The following is a 15,141-nucleotide window of genomic DNA, read 5'->3' as shown; positions in this document are numbered from 1 at the left end:
GCCGAGACAGTCTGGCACGGCCCAGTCCCTCACAGGAATTTTTCGTGTGAGGGCGCGCTTATACATCGTGCCGACGTGCTGCTTGAGGTGTAGATGGTTTGGTCGCGATGGCGATCTACCACTTCAGCGTGAAGGTGATCTCGCGGGCGACCGGAGCAAGTGCCTTGGCCTCGGCAGCCTATCGCTCGGCGTCGCGGCTGCATGACCAGCGCCTCGACCGTGATCACGACTTCACCAACAAGGCCGGCGTCATCCACTCCGAGGTGATGTTGCCGGATACTGCGCCGGCCGAGTTCGCCGACCGCGCCACACTGTGGAATGCGGTCGAAGCCGCGGAGGTGCGCAAGGATGCGCAACTCGCGCGCGAGGCCGAGTTCGCGCTGCCCCGCGAGCTGGACCAGGCCGAAGGCATACGGCTGGCACGGGAGTTCGTGGCGCGCGAGTTCGTATCCCGCGGCATGATCGCCGACCTCAATATCCATTGGGACACGGGCGCGGACGGGCTGGCGAAGCCTCACGCCCATGTCATGCTGACCATGCGCGAAGTGGACGCTGACGGGTTCGGCGCCAAGGTGCGCGACTGGAACCGCACCGAGCTGCTGCAGCATTGGCGCGAAGCATGGGCTGCCCAAGTCAACCAGCGCCTCGCCGAACTCGACATCGACGCACGGATCGATCATCGCTCCCTGCACGATCAGGGCATCGACCTGGAGCCGCAGCACAAGATCGGTCCGGCAGCATCGCGCCGGCCGGATCAAGGTCTCGAGGGCGAGCGACTCGACGAGCATCTGGAGATCGCGCGCCGGAACGGCGAGCGGATCATCGCCGATCCCATCATCGGCCTCGACGCGATCACTCACCAGCAATCGACGTTCACGATACGCGACATGGCGCGGCTGGCGCATCGCCATTCGGAGGGCAAAGAGCAGTTCGACCACGTGCTGGCGGCGATGCGCGGCTGCGACCAGTTGGTCGCACTCGGCCGCGACGGACGGGGCGAGGAGCGGTTCACCACGCGCGGAATGATCGAGACTGAGCTCAGCATGGTCCGCGCCGCGCAGAGGCTGGCGGATCGCGACCGCCATCGCGTCCCGGCGGCATTCTTGGGGGGTAATACCGCCGGGACGCGCGGCGCGCTCCCCCTGTTGTCTGCTGAACAGCGCGACGCGGTCCGCCATATCACAGGCAAGCAGAACCTGTCGCTGGTCGTCGGCTATGCCGGCACCGGCAAGTCGACCATGCTGGGCGTCGCGCGCGAAATCTGGGAGACCGAAGGCTATCGCGTGCGGGGCGCGGCATTGTCCGGCATTGCGGCCGAGAACCTGGAAAGCGGCTCGGGCATAGCCTCCCGCACGATCGCCAGCCTGGAGCATCAATGGACCCAGGACCGCGAGCGCCTGAGTGCCAGCGACGTGCTGGTGATCGACGAGGCGGGCATGATCGGCTCGCGCCAGATGGAGCGGGTGCTGGCCGAGGCCGACAGTGCCGGCGCCAAGGTGGTGCTGGTCGGCGACGTTGCGCAGCTCCAGGCGATCGAGGCCGGGGCCGCGTTTCGGCTGCTCGCCGAGCGGCACGGTGCCGCCGAGATCGGCGAGGTGCGCCGGCAGCGCGAGGAATGGCAGCGCCAGGCGACCCGCGAGCTCGCCACCGGACGTGCCGCCGAGGCGCTGCGCCTGTACGAGGAACATGGGGCGATTCGCGTAGCAGACACGCGCGCGCACGCCCGCGCTGGGCTAATCGAGAGCTGGGACGCCGATCGGCGCAGCGATCCGGCGCGCTCGCTCGTCATCCTGGCGCATACCCGCGATGATGTGCGCGAACTCAATGACCTTGCCCGCGATGCCCTGAAGCGGGATGGGACGATCACGAAGGAATCTGCCGTCAGAACCGCGCGCGGCACCCGCTTGTTCGGGGCCGGCGATCGGCTCATGTTCCTCAGGAATGAGCGCGATCTCGACGTCAAGAACGGCACACTGGCCACCGTCGAACAGGCGAGTCCCGAACGCATCGATGCGCGCCTGGATGACGGGCGGCGGGTCGCGTTCGACACCAAGCACTATGCCGACATCGACCACGGCTATGCGACCACCATTCACAAGGCGCAGGGTGTCACCGTCGATCGCACCCATGTGCTCGCTACCCCCGGCATCGACCAGCACAGCGCTTATGTCGCACTGTCCCGGCATCGCGATGCGGTCGAGCTCCACTATGGCCAGGACGACTTCGCCGATATGCGCCAGCTCGCCCGCGTGCTGGGCCGCGAGCGGGCGAAGGATACCACGCTCGACTATGAGGAGGTCCGCGCGCGGTTCGCCGAGACGCGCGGCTATGATCGCTCCGCAATCCTGGAGGCGCTCGACCACAACAGGTTCGTGGACGAACGCCACGTCCACCACGAGCCGATGCCGAAGCGCGATATGTTCGCTTCGCTGCGCACGCACCTGGCGCGGGAGGCGGAATCGCAGCCTGCCGCTCGCAGTCCGTTTGACTGGCTCAGGCTCAATGCGCAGCCGATCGAACCTGTCCGCGCGCACGATGAACCGCTGTCACGTGCGGTCGAACGCTATGCGGCTGCACATGAGGAGGTGGCGCGGATGAAGGTGCAGAGCCTTCCGGCGCTCGCCTATCAGCGCGACGGTCTGGCCCGCGCCGGCGAGGCGCTCGACCATGTGGCGCCCGGCGGTTCGAGCGACCTGGCCGCAGCGTTCGATCGCAACCCCGCGCTCGCCACGAATGCGGCGAAGGGACGAACGCAGGCCGCGATCCGGGCGATGCAGCTCGAAACGGAGCTGCGCACCAACCCCGACCTTCGCGCCGCGAGGTTCGCTGAAAGTTGGAAGCGGCTGAAGGCCGAGCATGACCGCCTTGGCTGGCAGAACGAAGAAGCCCGCGAAAAGGTGGTCGGCCGGATGAAGGCGCTTGCGGGCCGGATCGACAAGGATCCGGCCATGGTAAATGCGCTCAGCCGCCATGCTCGCGATCTTGGCCTTGGCCGACACTGGTCGCCCGAATGGCGCCTGGGCGCCGCCAAAGATGGCGGCATCGGCCGTGACATCGGTGATCAGATGCATGGCCGCTCGATCGGTCAGGCGCTGATCGACTCCCTTGGGCGCGGCCGGGGGCTCAGCCGATGAGGGAAATCGCCGTAGGCCAGCAGCCGGAGCCGCCGCCGGACGATGCAGCGGCGGCGTTTGAGGCGATGCGGCGCCAGCTCGCGCTGCTTACGTCCGCCGTGGAGGGGTTCGCAGCGCGGCAGGAAGCAATCGCTGCACGCGACTATGCGCCCGACCTGGCCAGGCTCATCAAGGCGCAGGGCCAGGTGCATGAGGCGATCAATGAGCTGAATCGCCGACCGGGCGTATCGTTGACGCCGAAGGACATTGCCGAGCAGATCGACGCGGCGGCCGTGACGAACCGGCTTGCGGATCACACTGCGCTGGTAGAAGCCGCACACGGGCAAGCTGAAGCTGCCCGGCGACTTGACGCGATGATCGGTCGCCTGCGCACGGATCAGCAGCAACGGGATGCGCTAGCATGGGCCTGGCTTGCAGGCATGGTGACGGTGATGGTCCTGGTTATCCTTGCCCAGGTGGTCGGCATGCGAGTCGGCTGACGCCGTCATTCGAGCAGTGCCGCGCTGCTCGGTGTACGCGAGCGCCTGATCGACCCAGCGCGGCAAGTCGCGCACGATGGTCAGCAACAATGGCACCGGGCTGACGTCGTCAGGACCCTGCGCTGGTCGCTGGAAATGCAGCGTGGGTAGGGAATACATTGCACAGAGCAGGCGCGGACGATCGAACGCATGTCGGTTCGAGTATTTGTCATGGATTGAGAGCAAATCGATCGTAGGCTCAATTAGACATAGTGCTGATACGCAATAAGTTGAGTCTAGTCTCGCCAATTTAAAGAATATGTCGCGAGTCTTGATAATTATTCCTCTTCCAATTCGCCAGCGTTCTTGGCAACCTATTATGACCGTATCGCGCGGGCACATCACGCGATTCGGATGGGGGGTGTATGAACGCGGAGCCGCTTAATTCTCTCTTCCGTTCGGAAGTGGAGCAGGCGCGGCGGCGGATCGAGGGCGAAATCGTCCTCGCGGAACCCGTAAGGGTTTACGTCCTGGTCTCGCTGATTTTCGGCATTGTAATCGCGATCGGCCTCTGGCTTGCGCTTGGCACCTATACCCGCACAGAGACCGCGCGCGGTATTCTCGCGACAAAGGCCGCCTCGGCGAAAATCATTGCGATCCGCCCAGGCCAAGTGACGGAGCTGCTCGTCTCTGAAGGCGATGTGGTGCGCGTTGGTCAGCGACTAGCCACCATCCGCACCGAGCAGACAGACGAGGCCGGAGACAGTGCAATCGGCGAGAGCCTGACCGCGATCGAGAGCCAGCGCCTGTTGGCCGAGCAGCAAGTTCGACTGGCTGGGCGCAGAGCAGACAGCGATCGGGCCAGGCTCGCCGCCACGCTTGCGGGCTTAGTGCAGCAGCGTGCAAACCTCGCTGGCCAAATCGCGCTTCAGGAAGAGGCCGTGGCGTCCGCGCGCGACTTGTTCGAGCGGGTATCGGGACTGCTTGAAAGCGGCTTCATCAGCCGGATCGAGGTCGAACGGCGCAGGCAGGGCTATATCCTCGCGCGACAGGATTTGGCGCGCCTGCACCAGCAGCACAATTCGCTTGGAGCGGAGAGCAATCGCACCTCGGCCGAGCTGGCGCGCGTGGCGGCCGACGCGGATAGCGAGGTCGTCGTCGCCCGGTCTTCGGCTGAGACGCTGACGCAGCAACGGGCGCGGCTGCGCGGCGAGCGCGCCTATACGCTCGCCGCACCCGTCTCAGGCCGGGTGGCCGCCCTGCAGACGGCGACAGGGCGAACCGCCGAGCCGTCAGTGCCACTGATGGAGATCGTCCCCGAAGGCTCCGCGCTGAGCGTCCAAGTCTATGCGCCCACGCGGGCCATTGGCTTCGTGCGGCCGGGACAGGAGGTGCGCCTGCTTTACGACGCCTTTCCCTATCAGCGCTTCGGCAGCTTCGCCGGCCGGGTGGTGAGCGTTTCGCGCACCGTGATCGACCCGCGCCAGATAGCCGCACCGCTCGGCATTGAAGAGCCAGTATATCGAATCGAGGTCGCCCCCAACGCGCAAACCGTATCCGCTTTCGGAGATCGCCTACCGCTTCAGCCGGGCATGACCTTGACGGCCAACCTCATCCTCGACCGCCGTTCGTTCCTCGACTGGCTGCTAACACCGCTCAACGCGGTGATGCGAAGGGGAGGGTGAGTTGCAACCTACGAAGGGCCAGTAAAGTACGGTGCGTGTAGTAGCGTGTTTGGCCAAAGACCAATCTATGTCGACAAATGGGAGGGAAGCAAATGCGTGAGAATGTATGCCAGCGTAATATTCGCGAACTCACATATGAAGAATTGGAGTTGGTTGCGGGTGGCAGCATCACCATCACCGCGCATCCGTATGATCCGTGGAGCGACCCTTGGTGGTACGAGCAGATGTTCGAAGACCCGTATGCAGGTGATTACGGGAGCGGTGGGGGTGGCGTCCTGCCGCCAGACAGCGCCTCCCAGGATGTAACGGTCATGATCGGCCGACCGCTTACTCAGGCGGAGCAGCAGGCCGTCGACGCCCTTAATGCCCAGATTACGGCGGTCAGCAACGCTATAAACGCGATTCCGAATAATACGTCCATTACCCTTGCTGACGGCACCAGGATAACGGGCGCGGAGTTGAAGGAGATCTGGAGCAAGACCGACTTCGCGATTTACGACGTGGGCCACGTTTATGCGAATGGGACAACCCGTGGGGAGGCAAGTTACAACGGCGGGGACCCCGTTGTGAGCTATAATATCGACACTCTACAGCAGTACAACGCGCTCGCCGGGGGCATGAACTATCTCATTCTCCATGAAGTCGGCCACATGACCGCCGCCGGCCGGGCACTGAACGCGGTTATCAATGCAGACGGACAAGTCACGCAAACCGAGAACGACGACAATGAGCGGCTGGCCAATGACATAGCGCGCGCCATCGCGGCCAACGGCGGTCTGTCGATATTGGTAAATCCTGGCAGCAGCTACTCATCGACTGTGTCGACGTTTCAAGTTGATTCCGGAGGCTCCTCGGGCGGCGGGAGCACCACAACCTATTATACCTATGATCTGCCTCATCATTATGCCGGAATGTTCTGGAATCGCTATTACAATATTCCGTAAATAATCTCAGAATGAAGCAGTGGAGTCATTCGCCTCATTCTCTGGGAGATCACCCATGCATAGATTGAGATTTTATAGTGCGGGTCTAAAGATGACCGGAATCGCAATCGCCGTGGCAGGTTGCTCGGCCAGTCACGCGAATTCCGCCATCGCCGCGACGGCCACTCCGCAATGCGCCGTTTCAGCCAGTGCCTCGGTTGAGACTTTGGAGCGGCCGCCAACTGTGCTCTCGGCCACCTCGCCGGGGGCATTGAGACTGGACCGCTCCCATACGTTGACGGGCACCTGCGCGCGCGAGGCGCGGTCCTTCGAGATGGGGCAGATTTTGTTCGCCGATGGCAGCGTGAAGGCGATCGGTGAGGACGGTTCGCTGTCCACGGTCGGCCAGCGTCCAACAGCAGTCGAGCCCTCCGCGCTGTCCTCGCAGGAGGGGCCACGACTGGAAGGCGCTCCCCTTGTCTACGCGGCCAGAGTGGGCGCCAGACGGGAGGGCGCGCGGCTCGTCACGTCCTATGTTGGTGTCTGGACAGTTGGCGGGAAGTCGGTGGTCGCCAGCTTCAAGAGCGCCGCAGGCGAACAGCCAAGCACGCCGCAACCCCTGTTGGAATCTCAATCGCCGATCCTGGGCGTTGGCTACTTTCCGGCGGCCGACGCTCCGTCGGGGCAGCTCGGAGTTGTCCAGCAGGTTTCCAGCGATACCGCGCGACTGCTCAACTATCAGTGGTTTCATCCCGATCTCTAAGTGTCGAGTGGGAGGGAGGCGAGCACCCATCTGAAGCGCGATCCGCTGCTATCAGACCATGGAGGCCGGCCATGAGCGATGACCGGAGGACCGCATTCAGAAGATCTGAATTCTGCTGGAGCCTTGCGGGACTATTGTCGTTGCGGAGCCTCGATCCGGCTGAGCACGTCCATGCAACCGTCACTCCGGATCAAAGGCAAACCAGCGGCGGTTCTGCAGCTTCGGGGCCGAAGAGATGACCGCAATCAGTCTGCTCAAACTAACAGGCCGCCGTGCGACCCCATTGATCCAGCAGGCTGAGGGCACCGAATGCGGTCTCGCCTGCCTAGCAATGGTCGCCGACTATCATGGCCTTAAGACCGACATGCCTGCGCTGCGCCGCCGGTTCGGTCTGTCGCTCAAGGGCACGACGCTCAAAGCGTTGATGGATATTGCCGAAAAGGTCGGCTTCCATGCACGACCGCTCCGCAGTGACATCGACGGTCTAGCTCAAATCCCGCTGCCCGTGATCCTGCACTGGAACATGAACCACTTCGTTGTGCTGGTAAAAATGACGCGGCGTCTGCGTGGTTCTCGCTATCAAATCCATGATCCAGCACGAGGCGTCCGCACCCTGCGGGAGGACGAGTTTTCGAGGCACTTCACCGGTGTAGCGCTCGAATTGACGCCATCGGAGAAGTTCCGGCCCGGCAACGTGGCCTCAAAGCTCAGGATCAGCCAGCTCTGGTCGAAACTGACGGGGCTTTGGAGCACGCTTGGCAGCATCCTTCTGCTTTCCGTCGTCCTTCAGGTCGTGGCGCTCGCCACGCCCTTCTACCTCCAGCTCGCCGTCGACACCGCATTTCCCAGCTTCGACACCGATCTATTGCTAATGCTGGCGATCGGCTTCGGCGGCCTCGCCGTGATCAACATGATGACCGGTTGGCTGCGCTCATTGATCCTCGTGAGCCTGGGCAGCGCGCTGTCGTATCAGATCGTCACAAATCTCAGCCGCCATATGCTGCGCCTGCCGCTGCCATGGTTCGAGAAACGGCATGTCGGCGACATCATCTCGCGCTTCGGCTCCACACAGGCAATTTCGCAGCTGTTGAGCCAAGGACTCGCCGCCGCCGTCATCGACGGCATGATGGCGTTCCTTACGCTCGCGTTGATGTTCGTCTATTCCCCGTTGCTGGGAAGCATTGCTCTCGTCGCCTGGCTTCTGTTCGCCGGGCTCAAGATCGGCTTCCTACACGCGCTCAGAATGCGCAACATCGATGCCATCACCGCGGCGGCAAGGGAGAATAGCGCCTTTATCGAGAGCGTGCGGGGCATTGCCGCGGTCAAGGCGTTCGGACAGGAGGGCAATCGCCAGCGCACGTGGCAGCAGCTCAAGGCGGAAGCCGTCAACGCACAGATCAGGCTTGGGCGGCTGACCGCGGGCTTCGATGCGCTGGGCCAATTCATCCTCGCCGTCGAGAAAGTGCTTTTCGTCTTCCTCGCGGTTCGCATGGCGATGGACGGCGCGTTCACCGTGGGCATGATCTTCGCCTTCCAGGCATATAAGCAGCAGTTCTTGGACGCGGCGACCCGGTTGGTCGAGCAGGCAATCAACTATAAGCTGCTCGACGTTCATCTGAACCGGATTGCCGACATCGCACTGTCGCAGCCCGAAGGCGGCGACACAGAACGCTCGCAGGGCACCGAGAGCTTCAAGGGCGCAATCGAACTCCGGAATGTGGCATTCCGCTATGGCGCCAGCGAGCCGGAAGTGCTGAGGAGCGTAAACCTAAGAATCGAGATCGGCGAGATGGTCGCGCTGATCGGCCCGTCCGGGGGCGGAAAGACAACCTTGCTCAAGATCATGACGGGCCTGTTCCAGCCGAGCTACGGTGAGGTACTGGTCGATGGGCGCTCGTTGGCGAGCATGGCGCCGGAAGACTGGCGCCGGCGGATCGGCGTGGTCAGCCAGGACGACCAGCTCTTCGCCGGCACGCTCGTTGAGAACATTGCATTCTTCGATCCTGAGATCGACATCGGACGCGCTGTAGAAGTTGCGAAACTCGCCAGCATTCACGATGAGATCGAGGCCCTGCCGATGGGCTACGATACTCTCGTGGGAGACATGGGATCAGCACTATCTGGCGGTCAGAAGCAAAAGGTCTTGTTGGCGCGAGCACTGTATCCGAATCCATCAGTTCTCTTCATCGACGAGGGCACAGCAAATCTCGACCCAGCTTCAGAGGAATCCGTCGTCAAAGCCATTTCCGCGCTGCCCATTACTCGGATCGTGTCTGCACATAAACCGGCCCCAGTGTCGGCTGCCGACAGGGTATTGTTTGTCTCCAATGGAAGCATATTCGCTGTTCCGAAAGACGGTGTGGACATGCATCCGAAAAAGCCAACCGCCCTTCGCGAGGACTCACAGTGCGTCGGCCAATGACCGATCTCAGCATAGTCTCCCGACTGGGTTAATAACCATGATCTTCGTTCGTGAACCCCTGGTTCTTGCGCAGTTCACCGGCTTGGATCCGGACCTAAGGTTTGAGATAGCCGCGGCTTCGCGGGCGCTTCCAAGCCTTTATCCTCTCCCGACCGACATCTTGCGAGAGGCTCCTAAGACGCACTTCTTACGCCTGCAGCATCCGCTGTCGGAATATTTCATGGCGCTCAATGTCGTGCCATCGCAGCCAGACCGCTCCCATAGCGAATGCGAGGCGCTCAAATGGGTTAACGAGCGCTTTGGCCCCCTTGAGAACTCAAGCCGGAGCGCGTTCAAATCGCAGTTGGCCTCGCTCAATAAACGTCTCATGAACGGAGCCAGCGAATGGCGACGCGACGACATTTGCTTGAACGGCGACAGGGACGGAAACAGTGTGCGCTTTCCCGCAGCCGCAGCCATACCGGAGCAGTTAGATAGCATCCGGTCGATTCTAGTGCAGGACTATGAGGAGCCGACTATTTTTAGGGCGACGATGGCCCTCGCGCTTCTAGTGAACTGTCATCCCTTCGTCGACGGCAATGGCCGCGTAGGCCGGTCATTGTTCAACTACGCCCTGCGACAAGGAGGCATGCCCACCAACGTTTACTTTCCCTTTTACGAGATTGCCCGGCAGTCCCGCGGAGGGTATGAGATCGCCCTTCGCTGCGCCGAGGTGCGGGGGGATTGGCAGCCCTTACTTCGCTTCGTGCTCGACATGATCGAATGCTATCGCGAGATCGCCGGGCAAAGATCCACGGCCGAGGCAGATACATGAACGATCTCGACAGGTCGCGTATGAACCCATTCGCATCGGTCTCTCGACAGACCTTTGATGAGGCTGAGCGTCAGGGATTTCCCGCCTTCGTCGGTCCGGTCAGAGAAAGCTCTCCGGTCAACGCAACACCATATCTTATACGATACGAAGATTTTCGGACCCGTGCCGCACATTGGCCTGAGCGAAATGAACTCGCCGCCGCGCTAGATCGAGTCAAGTCGCACGCGGAGCGACTGAGCCTGGTGATAGACGCCATCGTGATCGGTGGCAGCTTCACCGAACTGCTGAAGCCCTCTCCAAAGGACGTCGACTGCCTGATGTTATATCGGCGGCCCGGTTTAGTCGAAGCTACGCCCGCGAATGCATTGAACGAACTGCAGCGCAGCGCCAAAGAAGAGAGGGTCGACGTGCGATTCATCCCCATCGACGGCGATCCGCTCATTCTCATTAAATGCCTCTGCTACTTCACTGTCTTGCTCTCCAAGGACAAACGAGCGAAGGGCAATTGGGATGTACGAGTCATCCGCGGTTTGATGCTGCTCGATTGCCGTTCCTGATGCCCGTGGCAAATGTCGAGTTAGGAGCTCGTAGTGAACCTATGGCCGAGCCGGCCGCTTGGGAACCCAAAGCGGCTTCGAGTAGAATTGGGACCGCTAATGGGACCAGCGTCCTAGCGCCCCATCATTCTCATTATATATCAGTGCGTTATATCACGTAGGTGGCGGAGCGGGAGGGATTCGAACCCTCGATACGGTTTTGCCGTATACTCACTTTCCAGGCGAGCGCCTTCGACCACTCGGCCACCGCTCCGCATCGGACCCGATCGTTCGCCGCGAAGCGGCGGGCGTGAATCGGGTCCGCAATCCAATCGCGCTGGAAGCGGTCCATCTAGTGGGCGTATCCGGGGAGAGCAAGCTATCCCGCAATAGCGTCCATGGTCCGGGCAAGGGCGACGTCCTTTTCGGTCACGCCGCCCTCGCTGTGGGTGTTGAGCAGCACATCGACACGGTTCCAGACGTTCGACCAGTCGGGATGGTGATCGGCCTTCTCGGCCTCGAGCGCGACCCGGGTCATGAAGGCGAAGGCTTCGCCGAAGTCGTCGAACCGGAAGGTCTTCGCGATGCCGTTGCGGTCCTGGCGGTAGGTCCAGCCCGACAGGCCGGCCAACGCATCCTCGCGCTGGGCTTCGGAAAGCAACGGCATCTCTTCCTCCTCAAACGATCAGTCTCTATGTCGCCATGGATGGCCCATGGTCAAACCTATGCGCCCGATGCGGCGGCGATCGAGCGGCTCGCGGACGCGGCGATCGCGCGGCTGCCGGAGGATTTCCGCAAGCATCTCGCCAATATCGTGCTGCGCATCGAGGAGTTCGCCGACGACGAGGTGCTGGCGAGCCTCGGCATCGAGGATGCGTTCGAGCTGACCGGCCTCTATTCCGGCCGCTCCATGGACAAGCAGGACAGCTGGGTTTCGGGCGAGCTGCCCCCGATGATCCATCTCTACCGCCGCCCGCTGCTCGACGAATGGGCGGATAGCGGCGTCGCGCTCGAAGACCTCATCACCCATGTCATCGTCCACGAGGTCGGCCATCATTTCGGCTTCTCCGACGACGACATGCACGCAATCGAGGCGCAGGCGGAATGAGCGGCGACGGGCTGCTCAAGCTCGATACGGTCACGGTCCGCCGCGGCGGGCGCGTGCTGCTTGAGGATTTCAACCTGCTCCTCCGGCCAGGCCATGCGACGCTGCTCACCGGCCCGAACGGTGTAGGCAAGTCCAGCCTGATGCGCGTCGCCGCCGGTCTGCTGGCGCCCGCCGCGGGCACGGTGGAACGGGCGGACGCGGCGCTCGCCGACGAGCATCTCGCGCTCGACGAGCGCCAGACGCTGGGCCGGGCGCTCGCCTTCTGGGCAAGCTTTGATGATGTGTCGGCGACGCCGGGTCTGGAGGCGATGGGCATCGGTCATCTCGCCGATGTGCCGGTCCGGATGCTTTCGACCGGGCAGCGCAAGCGTGCGGCGCTGGCGCGAGTCCTCGCGTCCAACGCCCCGCTCTGGCTGCTCGACGAGCCGGCCAACGGTCTCGACGACGAGGGGTGCGAACGGCTCGAAAAGGGCATCGCCGCCCACCGCATCCGTGGCGGTGGCGTGCTCGTCGCCAGCCATCAGCAGCTCGCCTTGCCCGACGCCGAGACGGTGGCGCTGGGATGACCGCCCTGATCCTGCGCGAGCTCAGGCTGGCGGCGAGCGGCGGCGCGGCGCTCCTGCCGCTCGTCTTCTTTTTGCTGGTCGCGACGCTCTTCCCGTTTGCGGTCGGGCCGGACGGGCCGCTGCTCGCCCGCACCGGCGGCGGGGCGCTGTGGATGGCGGCGCTTCTCGCCGCGTTGCTGCCAGTCGACCGGCTCTTCGCACCGGACCTTGGTTCGGGGGTGCTGGATCAGCTCGCGTTGCGCGGCCTCGGCGAGGAGACCGTTGCGTTGGCCAAGCTCGCCGGCCACTGGCTGAGCTTCGGTCCGCCACTGATGCTCGCGGCGCTGCCGGCAGCGGCGTTGATGAAGCTGCCGGGCGAGGTACTGCTGCGGCTGGAGCTGGGTCTCCTGGTCGGAACGCCTGGCCTCGCGGCGCTGACCCTGGGCGTTGGTGCGTTGACCGCCGGCCTCAGGCGCAGCGGCGCCCTGGCCGGCCTGCTGCTGCTGCCGCTCGCAGTGCCGCTGCTCATCTTCGGCGCCGGCCTGATCGAGCGGGGCAAGGACGCCGGCGCGCTGCAGCTGCTCGGCGCGGCGTCGCTGCTATTGGTCGCCGGCGCCCCATTCGTCGCCGGCGCCGCACTTCGCGCCGCGCGCGATTAGCCTTTCGACCAGCGCGCGAAGATCGCGGTCGGCAGAAGCAGGCCGCGCGCTTCCTCGCGGACCGCCATGTCGCCGCATTCGATCCGGCCACCCAGCTCGCCGAGCGCCTGCTCGAGCAGCTCGCCGATCGCCAGCGCGGACATGCGCACCGCATAGACGGTGAGCACGAGGAAGCGGCTGTCGGCATCGAGCAGCTTGCGACAGTCGGCGATCAGGCCGGGCAGGCTTTCCTCCAGCCGCCAGACCTCGCCATCCGGCCCGCGACCGAACTTGGGCGGATCGAGGATGATGCCGTCATAGCGCCGCCCCCGCCGCACCTCGCGGGCGGTGAATTTGCCGGCGTCGTCGACCAGCCAGCGGATCGGCTTATCGGCCATGCCGGATAGCGCCGCATTGGCCTTGCCCTGCTCGACCGATTTCTTCGAGGCGTCGACATGGGTGAGCTTCGCGCCCGCGGCGCTCATCGCCAGCGTGCCGACGCCGGTATAGCCGAACAGGTTGAGCGCCTCGGCGCCCTCGCCAAGCCGTTCCCGCATCCACGCCCATTGCGGCGCCATGTCGGGGAAGAAGGCGAGGTGGCGAAAGGGCGTGCATTGCGCGCGGAAGCGGACGTCCTCCCAGCCCAGCTCCCAGCCCTCACGCGGCACGGGGCTCGCGAACTGCCAGCGGCCGCCGCCGTCTTCATCTGCGCCGGGCACGAATTCGCCATGCGCGTCCCAGCCGGCCGCGGCGGGCGCCCACATCGCCTGCGGTTCGGGGCGGATGAAGCGGTAGGGGCCGTAGCGCTCGAGCTTCCGGCCATGGCCCGAGTCGACGAGGCCGTAGTCGCGCCACGGCTCGCCGATCAGCGTATCGAGCCTCATGCGGCGCGGACGGCCGAGACGCCGATCGTCGCGCCGGCGCGCTCTCCGGAAAGGATCTTCGCACCCGCGGCGCGGACCTCGTCCAGCGTCACCGCCTCGATCGCCTTCACATAGTCGGCGGGCTCGGCGAGCCGCCCGAACAGGGAGAGCTGCCGCGCGACATAATTGGCCTGCCCCCACGCGCTTTCGAGGCTCATCAGCATGCCGGCCTTGGCCTGCGCCTTGGCGCGGTCGAGCTCGCGCTGGGTCGCCGTCTCCGCGGTGCCGGCGACGGTCTCGGCGATCAGCGCCGCCGCCGCCGCCGCCTCGCGGCGCGCGGTCGCGGCATAGAAATAGAACAGGCCAGTGTCGCGATAGGGCTGGAGCGACGACCAGACCGAATAAGCAAGGCCGCGTTCCTCGCGCACCGCGTGGAACAGCCGCGACGAGGCACCCGCGCCGACGATGTCGCTGAAGAGGCGCGCGGCATGATAATTCGGCGCCTGGATCGCGGGCGCGGCATAGGCGGCGGTGAGATGCGCCTGATCGGCGCGGGGCCGGCTGGATCGCCGGCCGGCGGCAAAGCTGGCGGGGGTGGCTGCATCGAGCCGCCCTTCGGGCAGATCGCGGAACTGCGCCTCCGCCAGCCGCACCAGCGCATCGTGATCGACCTTGCCCGCGGCGACGAGATAGAGGCTGCCGGCACGGTAGCGCTCGCTGCGCCAGCCGTGCAGGTCGTCCGCGGTGATCGCCGAGATGCTCGCCTCGTCGCCGAGCACGGAGCGGCCGAGCGGCTGATCGGGAAACGCCGCCATCCAGAGATCGTCGAAGATGATGTCCGATGGCGTGTCGCGCGCCTCGCCCAGCTCCTGCAGGACGACCTCCTTCTCGCGGGCGAGGTCGGCCGCCTTGAAATGCGGCCTCAGGATCATGTCGGACAGCAGCTCGATGCCGAGCGGGAGGTGCTCGGCCAGCAGCGAAGCGGTGAAGCTCGTCCCCTCGCGGTCGGTCGCGGCATTGAGATCGCCGCCGACATCCTCGACCGCCTCGTTCAGTTCACGCGCCGTGCGGCTGCCGGCGCCCTTGAACACCATATGCTCGTAGAGATGGGCGATGCCGTTGAGTGGCGCCGGCTCGTGGCGCGAGCCGACATCGGCATAGAGGCCGACCGCGACGGTCTCGAAACCGGGCATGTCCCGGCTAGCGACCATCAGGCCGTTGTCGAGGGTGGTGAGCTTCATCATGCGCCGCG

At 64.2% G+C, this 15,141-nt stretch carries 14 protein-coding genes and 1 tRNA gene; 11 read left to right on the top strand and 4 right to left on the bottom strand.

The features are described 5' to 3' along the window. Positions 1–107 precede the first annotated feature (107 nt). The 8 genes from traA (at position 108) to RCO27_RS11790 (ending at position 10,756) form a co-directional block, all read left to right on the top strand. A complete protein-coding gene (gene traA, locus RCO27_RS11825; RefSeq protein ID WP_309003207.1) occupies positions 108–3,134 on the top strand; it encodes a Ti-type conjugative transfer relaxase TraA in 3,027 nt (1,008 codons plus the stop codon). Further along, the gene (locus RCO27_RS11820; RefSeq protein ID WP_309002871.1) at positions 3,131–3,613 is read left to right on the top strand and encodes a hypothetical protein; all 483 of its coding nucleotides are present in this window, start codon (positions 3,131–3,133) and stop codon (positions 3,611–3,613) included. Before traA ends, RCO27_RS11820 begins: the two co-directional genes overlap by 4 nt. 404 nt (positions 3,614–4,017) lie before the next feature. After that, complete coding sequence (locus tag RCO27_RS11815; RefSeq protein ID WP_309002870.1) at positions 4,018–5,277, top strand: HlyD family efflux transporter periplasmic adaptor subunit; 1,260 nt, start codon at positions 4,018–4,020, stop codon at positions 5,275–5,277. Between the two features lie 92 nt (positions 5,278–5,369). Further along, positions 5,370–6,221, top strand: a complete 852-nt coding sequence (locus tag RCO27_RS11810) for a hypothetical protein (RefSeq protein ID WP_309002869.1) — start codon at positions 5,370–5,372, stop codon at positions 6,219–6,221. Positions 6,222–6,312: 91 nt separating this feature from the next. After that, positions 6,313–6,963 carry a hypothetical protein gene (locus RCO27_RS11805; RefSeq protein ID WP_309002868.1) on the top strand — a complete coding sequence of 217 codons (651 nt, stop codon included), beginning with the start codon at positions 6,313–6,315 and terminating at the stop codon, positions 6,961–6,963. Between the two features lie 235 nt (positions 6,964–7,198). Next, positions 7,199–9,385: a peptidase domain-containing ABC transporter gene (locus RCO27_RS11800; RefSeq protein WP_309002867.1), complete on the top strand. Its 2,187-nt coding sequence runs from the start codon at positions 7,199–7,201 to the stop codon at positions 9,383–9,385. A 37-nt stretch (positions 9,386–9,422) separates the two neighbouring features. Next, the gene (locus RCO27_RS11795; RefSeq protein ID WP_309002866.1) at positions 9,423–10,199 is read left to right on the top strand and encodes a Fic family protein; all 777 of its coding nucleotides are present in this window, start codon (positions 9,423–9,425) and stop codon (positions 10,197–10,199) included. Next, the gene (locus RCO27_RS11790) at positions 10,196–10,756 is read left to right on the top strand and encodes a DUF6932 family protein (protein WP_309002865.1); all 561 of its coding nucleotides are present in this window, start codon (positions 10,196–10,198) and stop codon (positions 10,754–10,756) included. The genes RCO27_RS11795 and RCO27_RS11790 overlap by 4 nt, the downstream gene beginning before the upstream one ends. A 162-nt stretch (positions 10,757–10,918) precedes the next feature. Here the strand turns inward: RCO27_RS11790 and RCO27_RS11785 are convergent. Together RCO27_RS11785 and RCO27_RS11780 are read right to left on the bottom strand one after the other, a co-directional pair. Further along, a tRNA-Ser gene (locus RCO27_RS11785) sits at positions 10,919–11,009 on the bottom strand. A gap of 105 nt (positions 11,010–11,114) precedes the next feature. Beyond that, positions 11,115–11,402 carry a 4a-hydroxytetrahydrobiopterin dehydratase gene (locus RCO27_RS11780; RefSeq protein ID WP_309002864.1) on the bottom strand — a complete coding sequence of 96 codons (288 nt, stop codon included), beginning with the start codon at positions 11,400–11,402 and terminating at the stop codon, positions 11,115–11,117. A gap of 39 nt (positions 11,403–11,441) precedes the next feature. Here RCO27_RS11780 and RCO27_RS11775 point away from each other — a divergent pair, with 39 nt between their 5' ends. Genes RCO27_RS11775 through RCO27_RS11765 form a run of 3 tightly spaced genes read left to right on the top strand, consistent with a single transcriptional unit; the run spans position 11,442 to position 13,047 of the window. Further along, complete coding sequence (locus tag RCO27_RS11775; protein ID WP_309002863.1) at positions 11,442–11,843, top strand: metallopeptidase family protein; 402 nt, start codon at positions 11,442–11,444, stop codon at positions 11,841–11,843. Further along, positions 11,840–12,409, top strand: coding sequence for a heme ABC exporter ATP-binding protein CcmA (ccmA, locus tag RCO27_RS11770; RefSeq protein WP_309002862.1), 570 nt, complete (start codon positions 11,840–11,842; stop codon positions 12,407–12,409). The genes RCO27_RS11775 and ccmA overlap by 4 nt, the downstream gene beginning before the upstream one ends. Beyond that, entirely contained in the window at positions 12,406–13,047 is a 642-nt protein-coding gene (locus RCO27_RS11765; protein WP_309002861.1) for a heme exporter protein CcmB, read from the top strand. The genes ccmA and RCO27_RS11765 overlap by 4 nt, the downstream gene beginning before the upstream one ends. On the opposite strand, the gene RCO27_RS11760 is transcribed toward RCO27_RS11765, so the two are convergent. Together RCO27_RS11760 and RCO27_RS11755 are read right to left on the bottom strand one after the other, a co-directional pair. Continuing rightward, a complete protein-coding gene (locus tag RCO27_RS11760) occupies positions 13,044–13,910 on the bottom strand; it encodes a class I SAM-dependent methyltransferase (protein ID WP_309002860.1) in 867 nt (288 codons plus the stop codon). The two genes, RCO27_RS11765 and RCO27_RS11760, sit on opposite strands and share 4 nt — an antisense overlap. After that, positions 13,907–15,133, bottom strand: a complete 1,227-nt coding sequence (locus RCO27_RS11755) for a pitrilysin family protein (protein WP_309002859.1) — start codon at positions 15,131–15,133, stop codon at positions 13,907–13,909. Before RCO27_RS11755 ends, RCO27_RS11760 begins: the two co-directional genes overlap by 4 nt. Positions 15,134–15,141 lie beyond the last annotated feature (8 nt).

The organism is Sphingosinicella sp. LHD-64, from assembly GCF_031157375.1.
Lineage (GTDB): Bacteria > Pseudomonadota > Alphaproteobacteria > Sphingomonadales > Sphingomonadaceae > Allosphingosinicella.
Note: the sequence above shows the minus strand (reverse complement) of the source record. Positions and strands in the feature narration are given on the sequence as shown.

Coding starts and splice junctions, on each gene's coding strand:
- RCO27_RS11790 (WP_309002865.1), top strand. CDS start 10,196: ATGAACGATCTCGACAGGTCGCGTATGAACCCATTCGCATCGGTCTCT.
- RCO27_RS11795 (WP_309002866.1), top strand. CDS start 9,423: ATGATCTTCGTTCGTGAACCCCTGGTTCTTGCGCAGTTCACCGGCTTG.
- ccmA (WP_309002862.1), top strand. CDS start 11,840: ATGAGCGGCGACGGGCTGCTCAAGCTCGATACGGTCACGGTCCGCCGC.
- RCO27_RS11765 (WP_309002861.1), top strand. CDS start 12,406: ATGACCGCCCTGATCCTGCGCGAGCTCAGGCTGGCGGCGAGCGGCGGC.
- RCO27_RS11810 (WP_309002869.1), top strand. CDS start 5,370: ATGCGTGAGAATGTATGCCAGCGTAATATTCGCGAACTCACATATGAA.
- RCO27_RS11755 (WP_309002859.1), bottom strand. CDS start 15,133: ATGATGAAGCTCACCACCCTCGACAACGGCCTGATGGTCGCTAGCCGG.
- RCO27_RS11815 (WP_309002870.1), top strand. CDS start 4,018: ATGAACGCGGAGCCGCTTAATTCTCTCTTCCGTTCGGAAGTGGAGCAG.
- RCO27_RS11775 (WP_309002863.1), top strand. CDS start 11,442: ATGGCCCATGGTCAAACCTATGCGCCCGATGCGGCGGCGATCGAGCGG.
- traA (WP_309003207.1), top strand. CDS start 108: ATGGCGATCTACCACTTCAGCGTGAAGGTGATCTCGCGGGCGACCGGA.
- RCO27_RS11820 (WP_309002871.1), top strand. CDS start 3,131: ATGAGGGAAATCGCCGTAGGCCAGCAGCCGGAGCCGCCGCCGGACGAT.
- RCO27_RS11780 (WP_309002864.1), bottom strand. CDS start 11,402: ATGCCGTTGCTTTCCGAAGCCCAGCGCGAGGATGCGTTGGCCGGCCTG.
- RCO27_RS11805 (WP_309002868.1), top strand. CDS start 6,313: ATGACCGGAATCGCAATCGCCGTGGCAGGTTGCTCGGCCAGTCACGCG.
- RCO27_RS11760 (WP_309002860.1), bottom strand. CDS start 13,910: ATGAGGCTCGATACGCTGATCGGCGAGCCGTGGCGCGACTACGGCCTC.
- RCO27_RS11800 (WP_309002867.1), top strand. CDS start 7,199: ATGACCGCAATCAGTCTGCTCAAACTAACAGGCCGCCGTGCGACCCCA.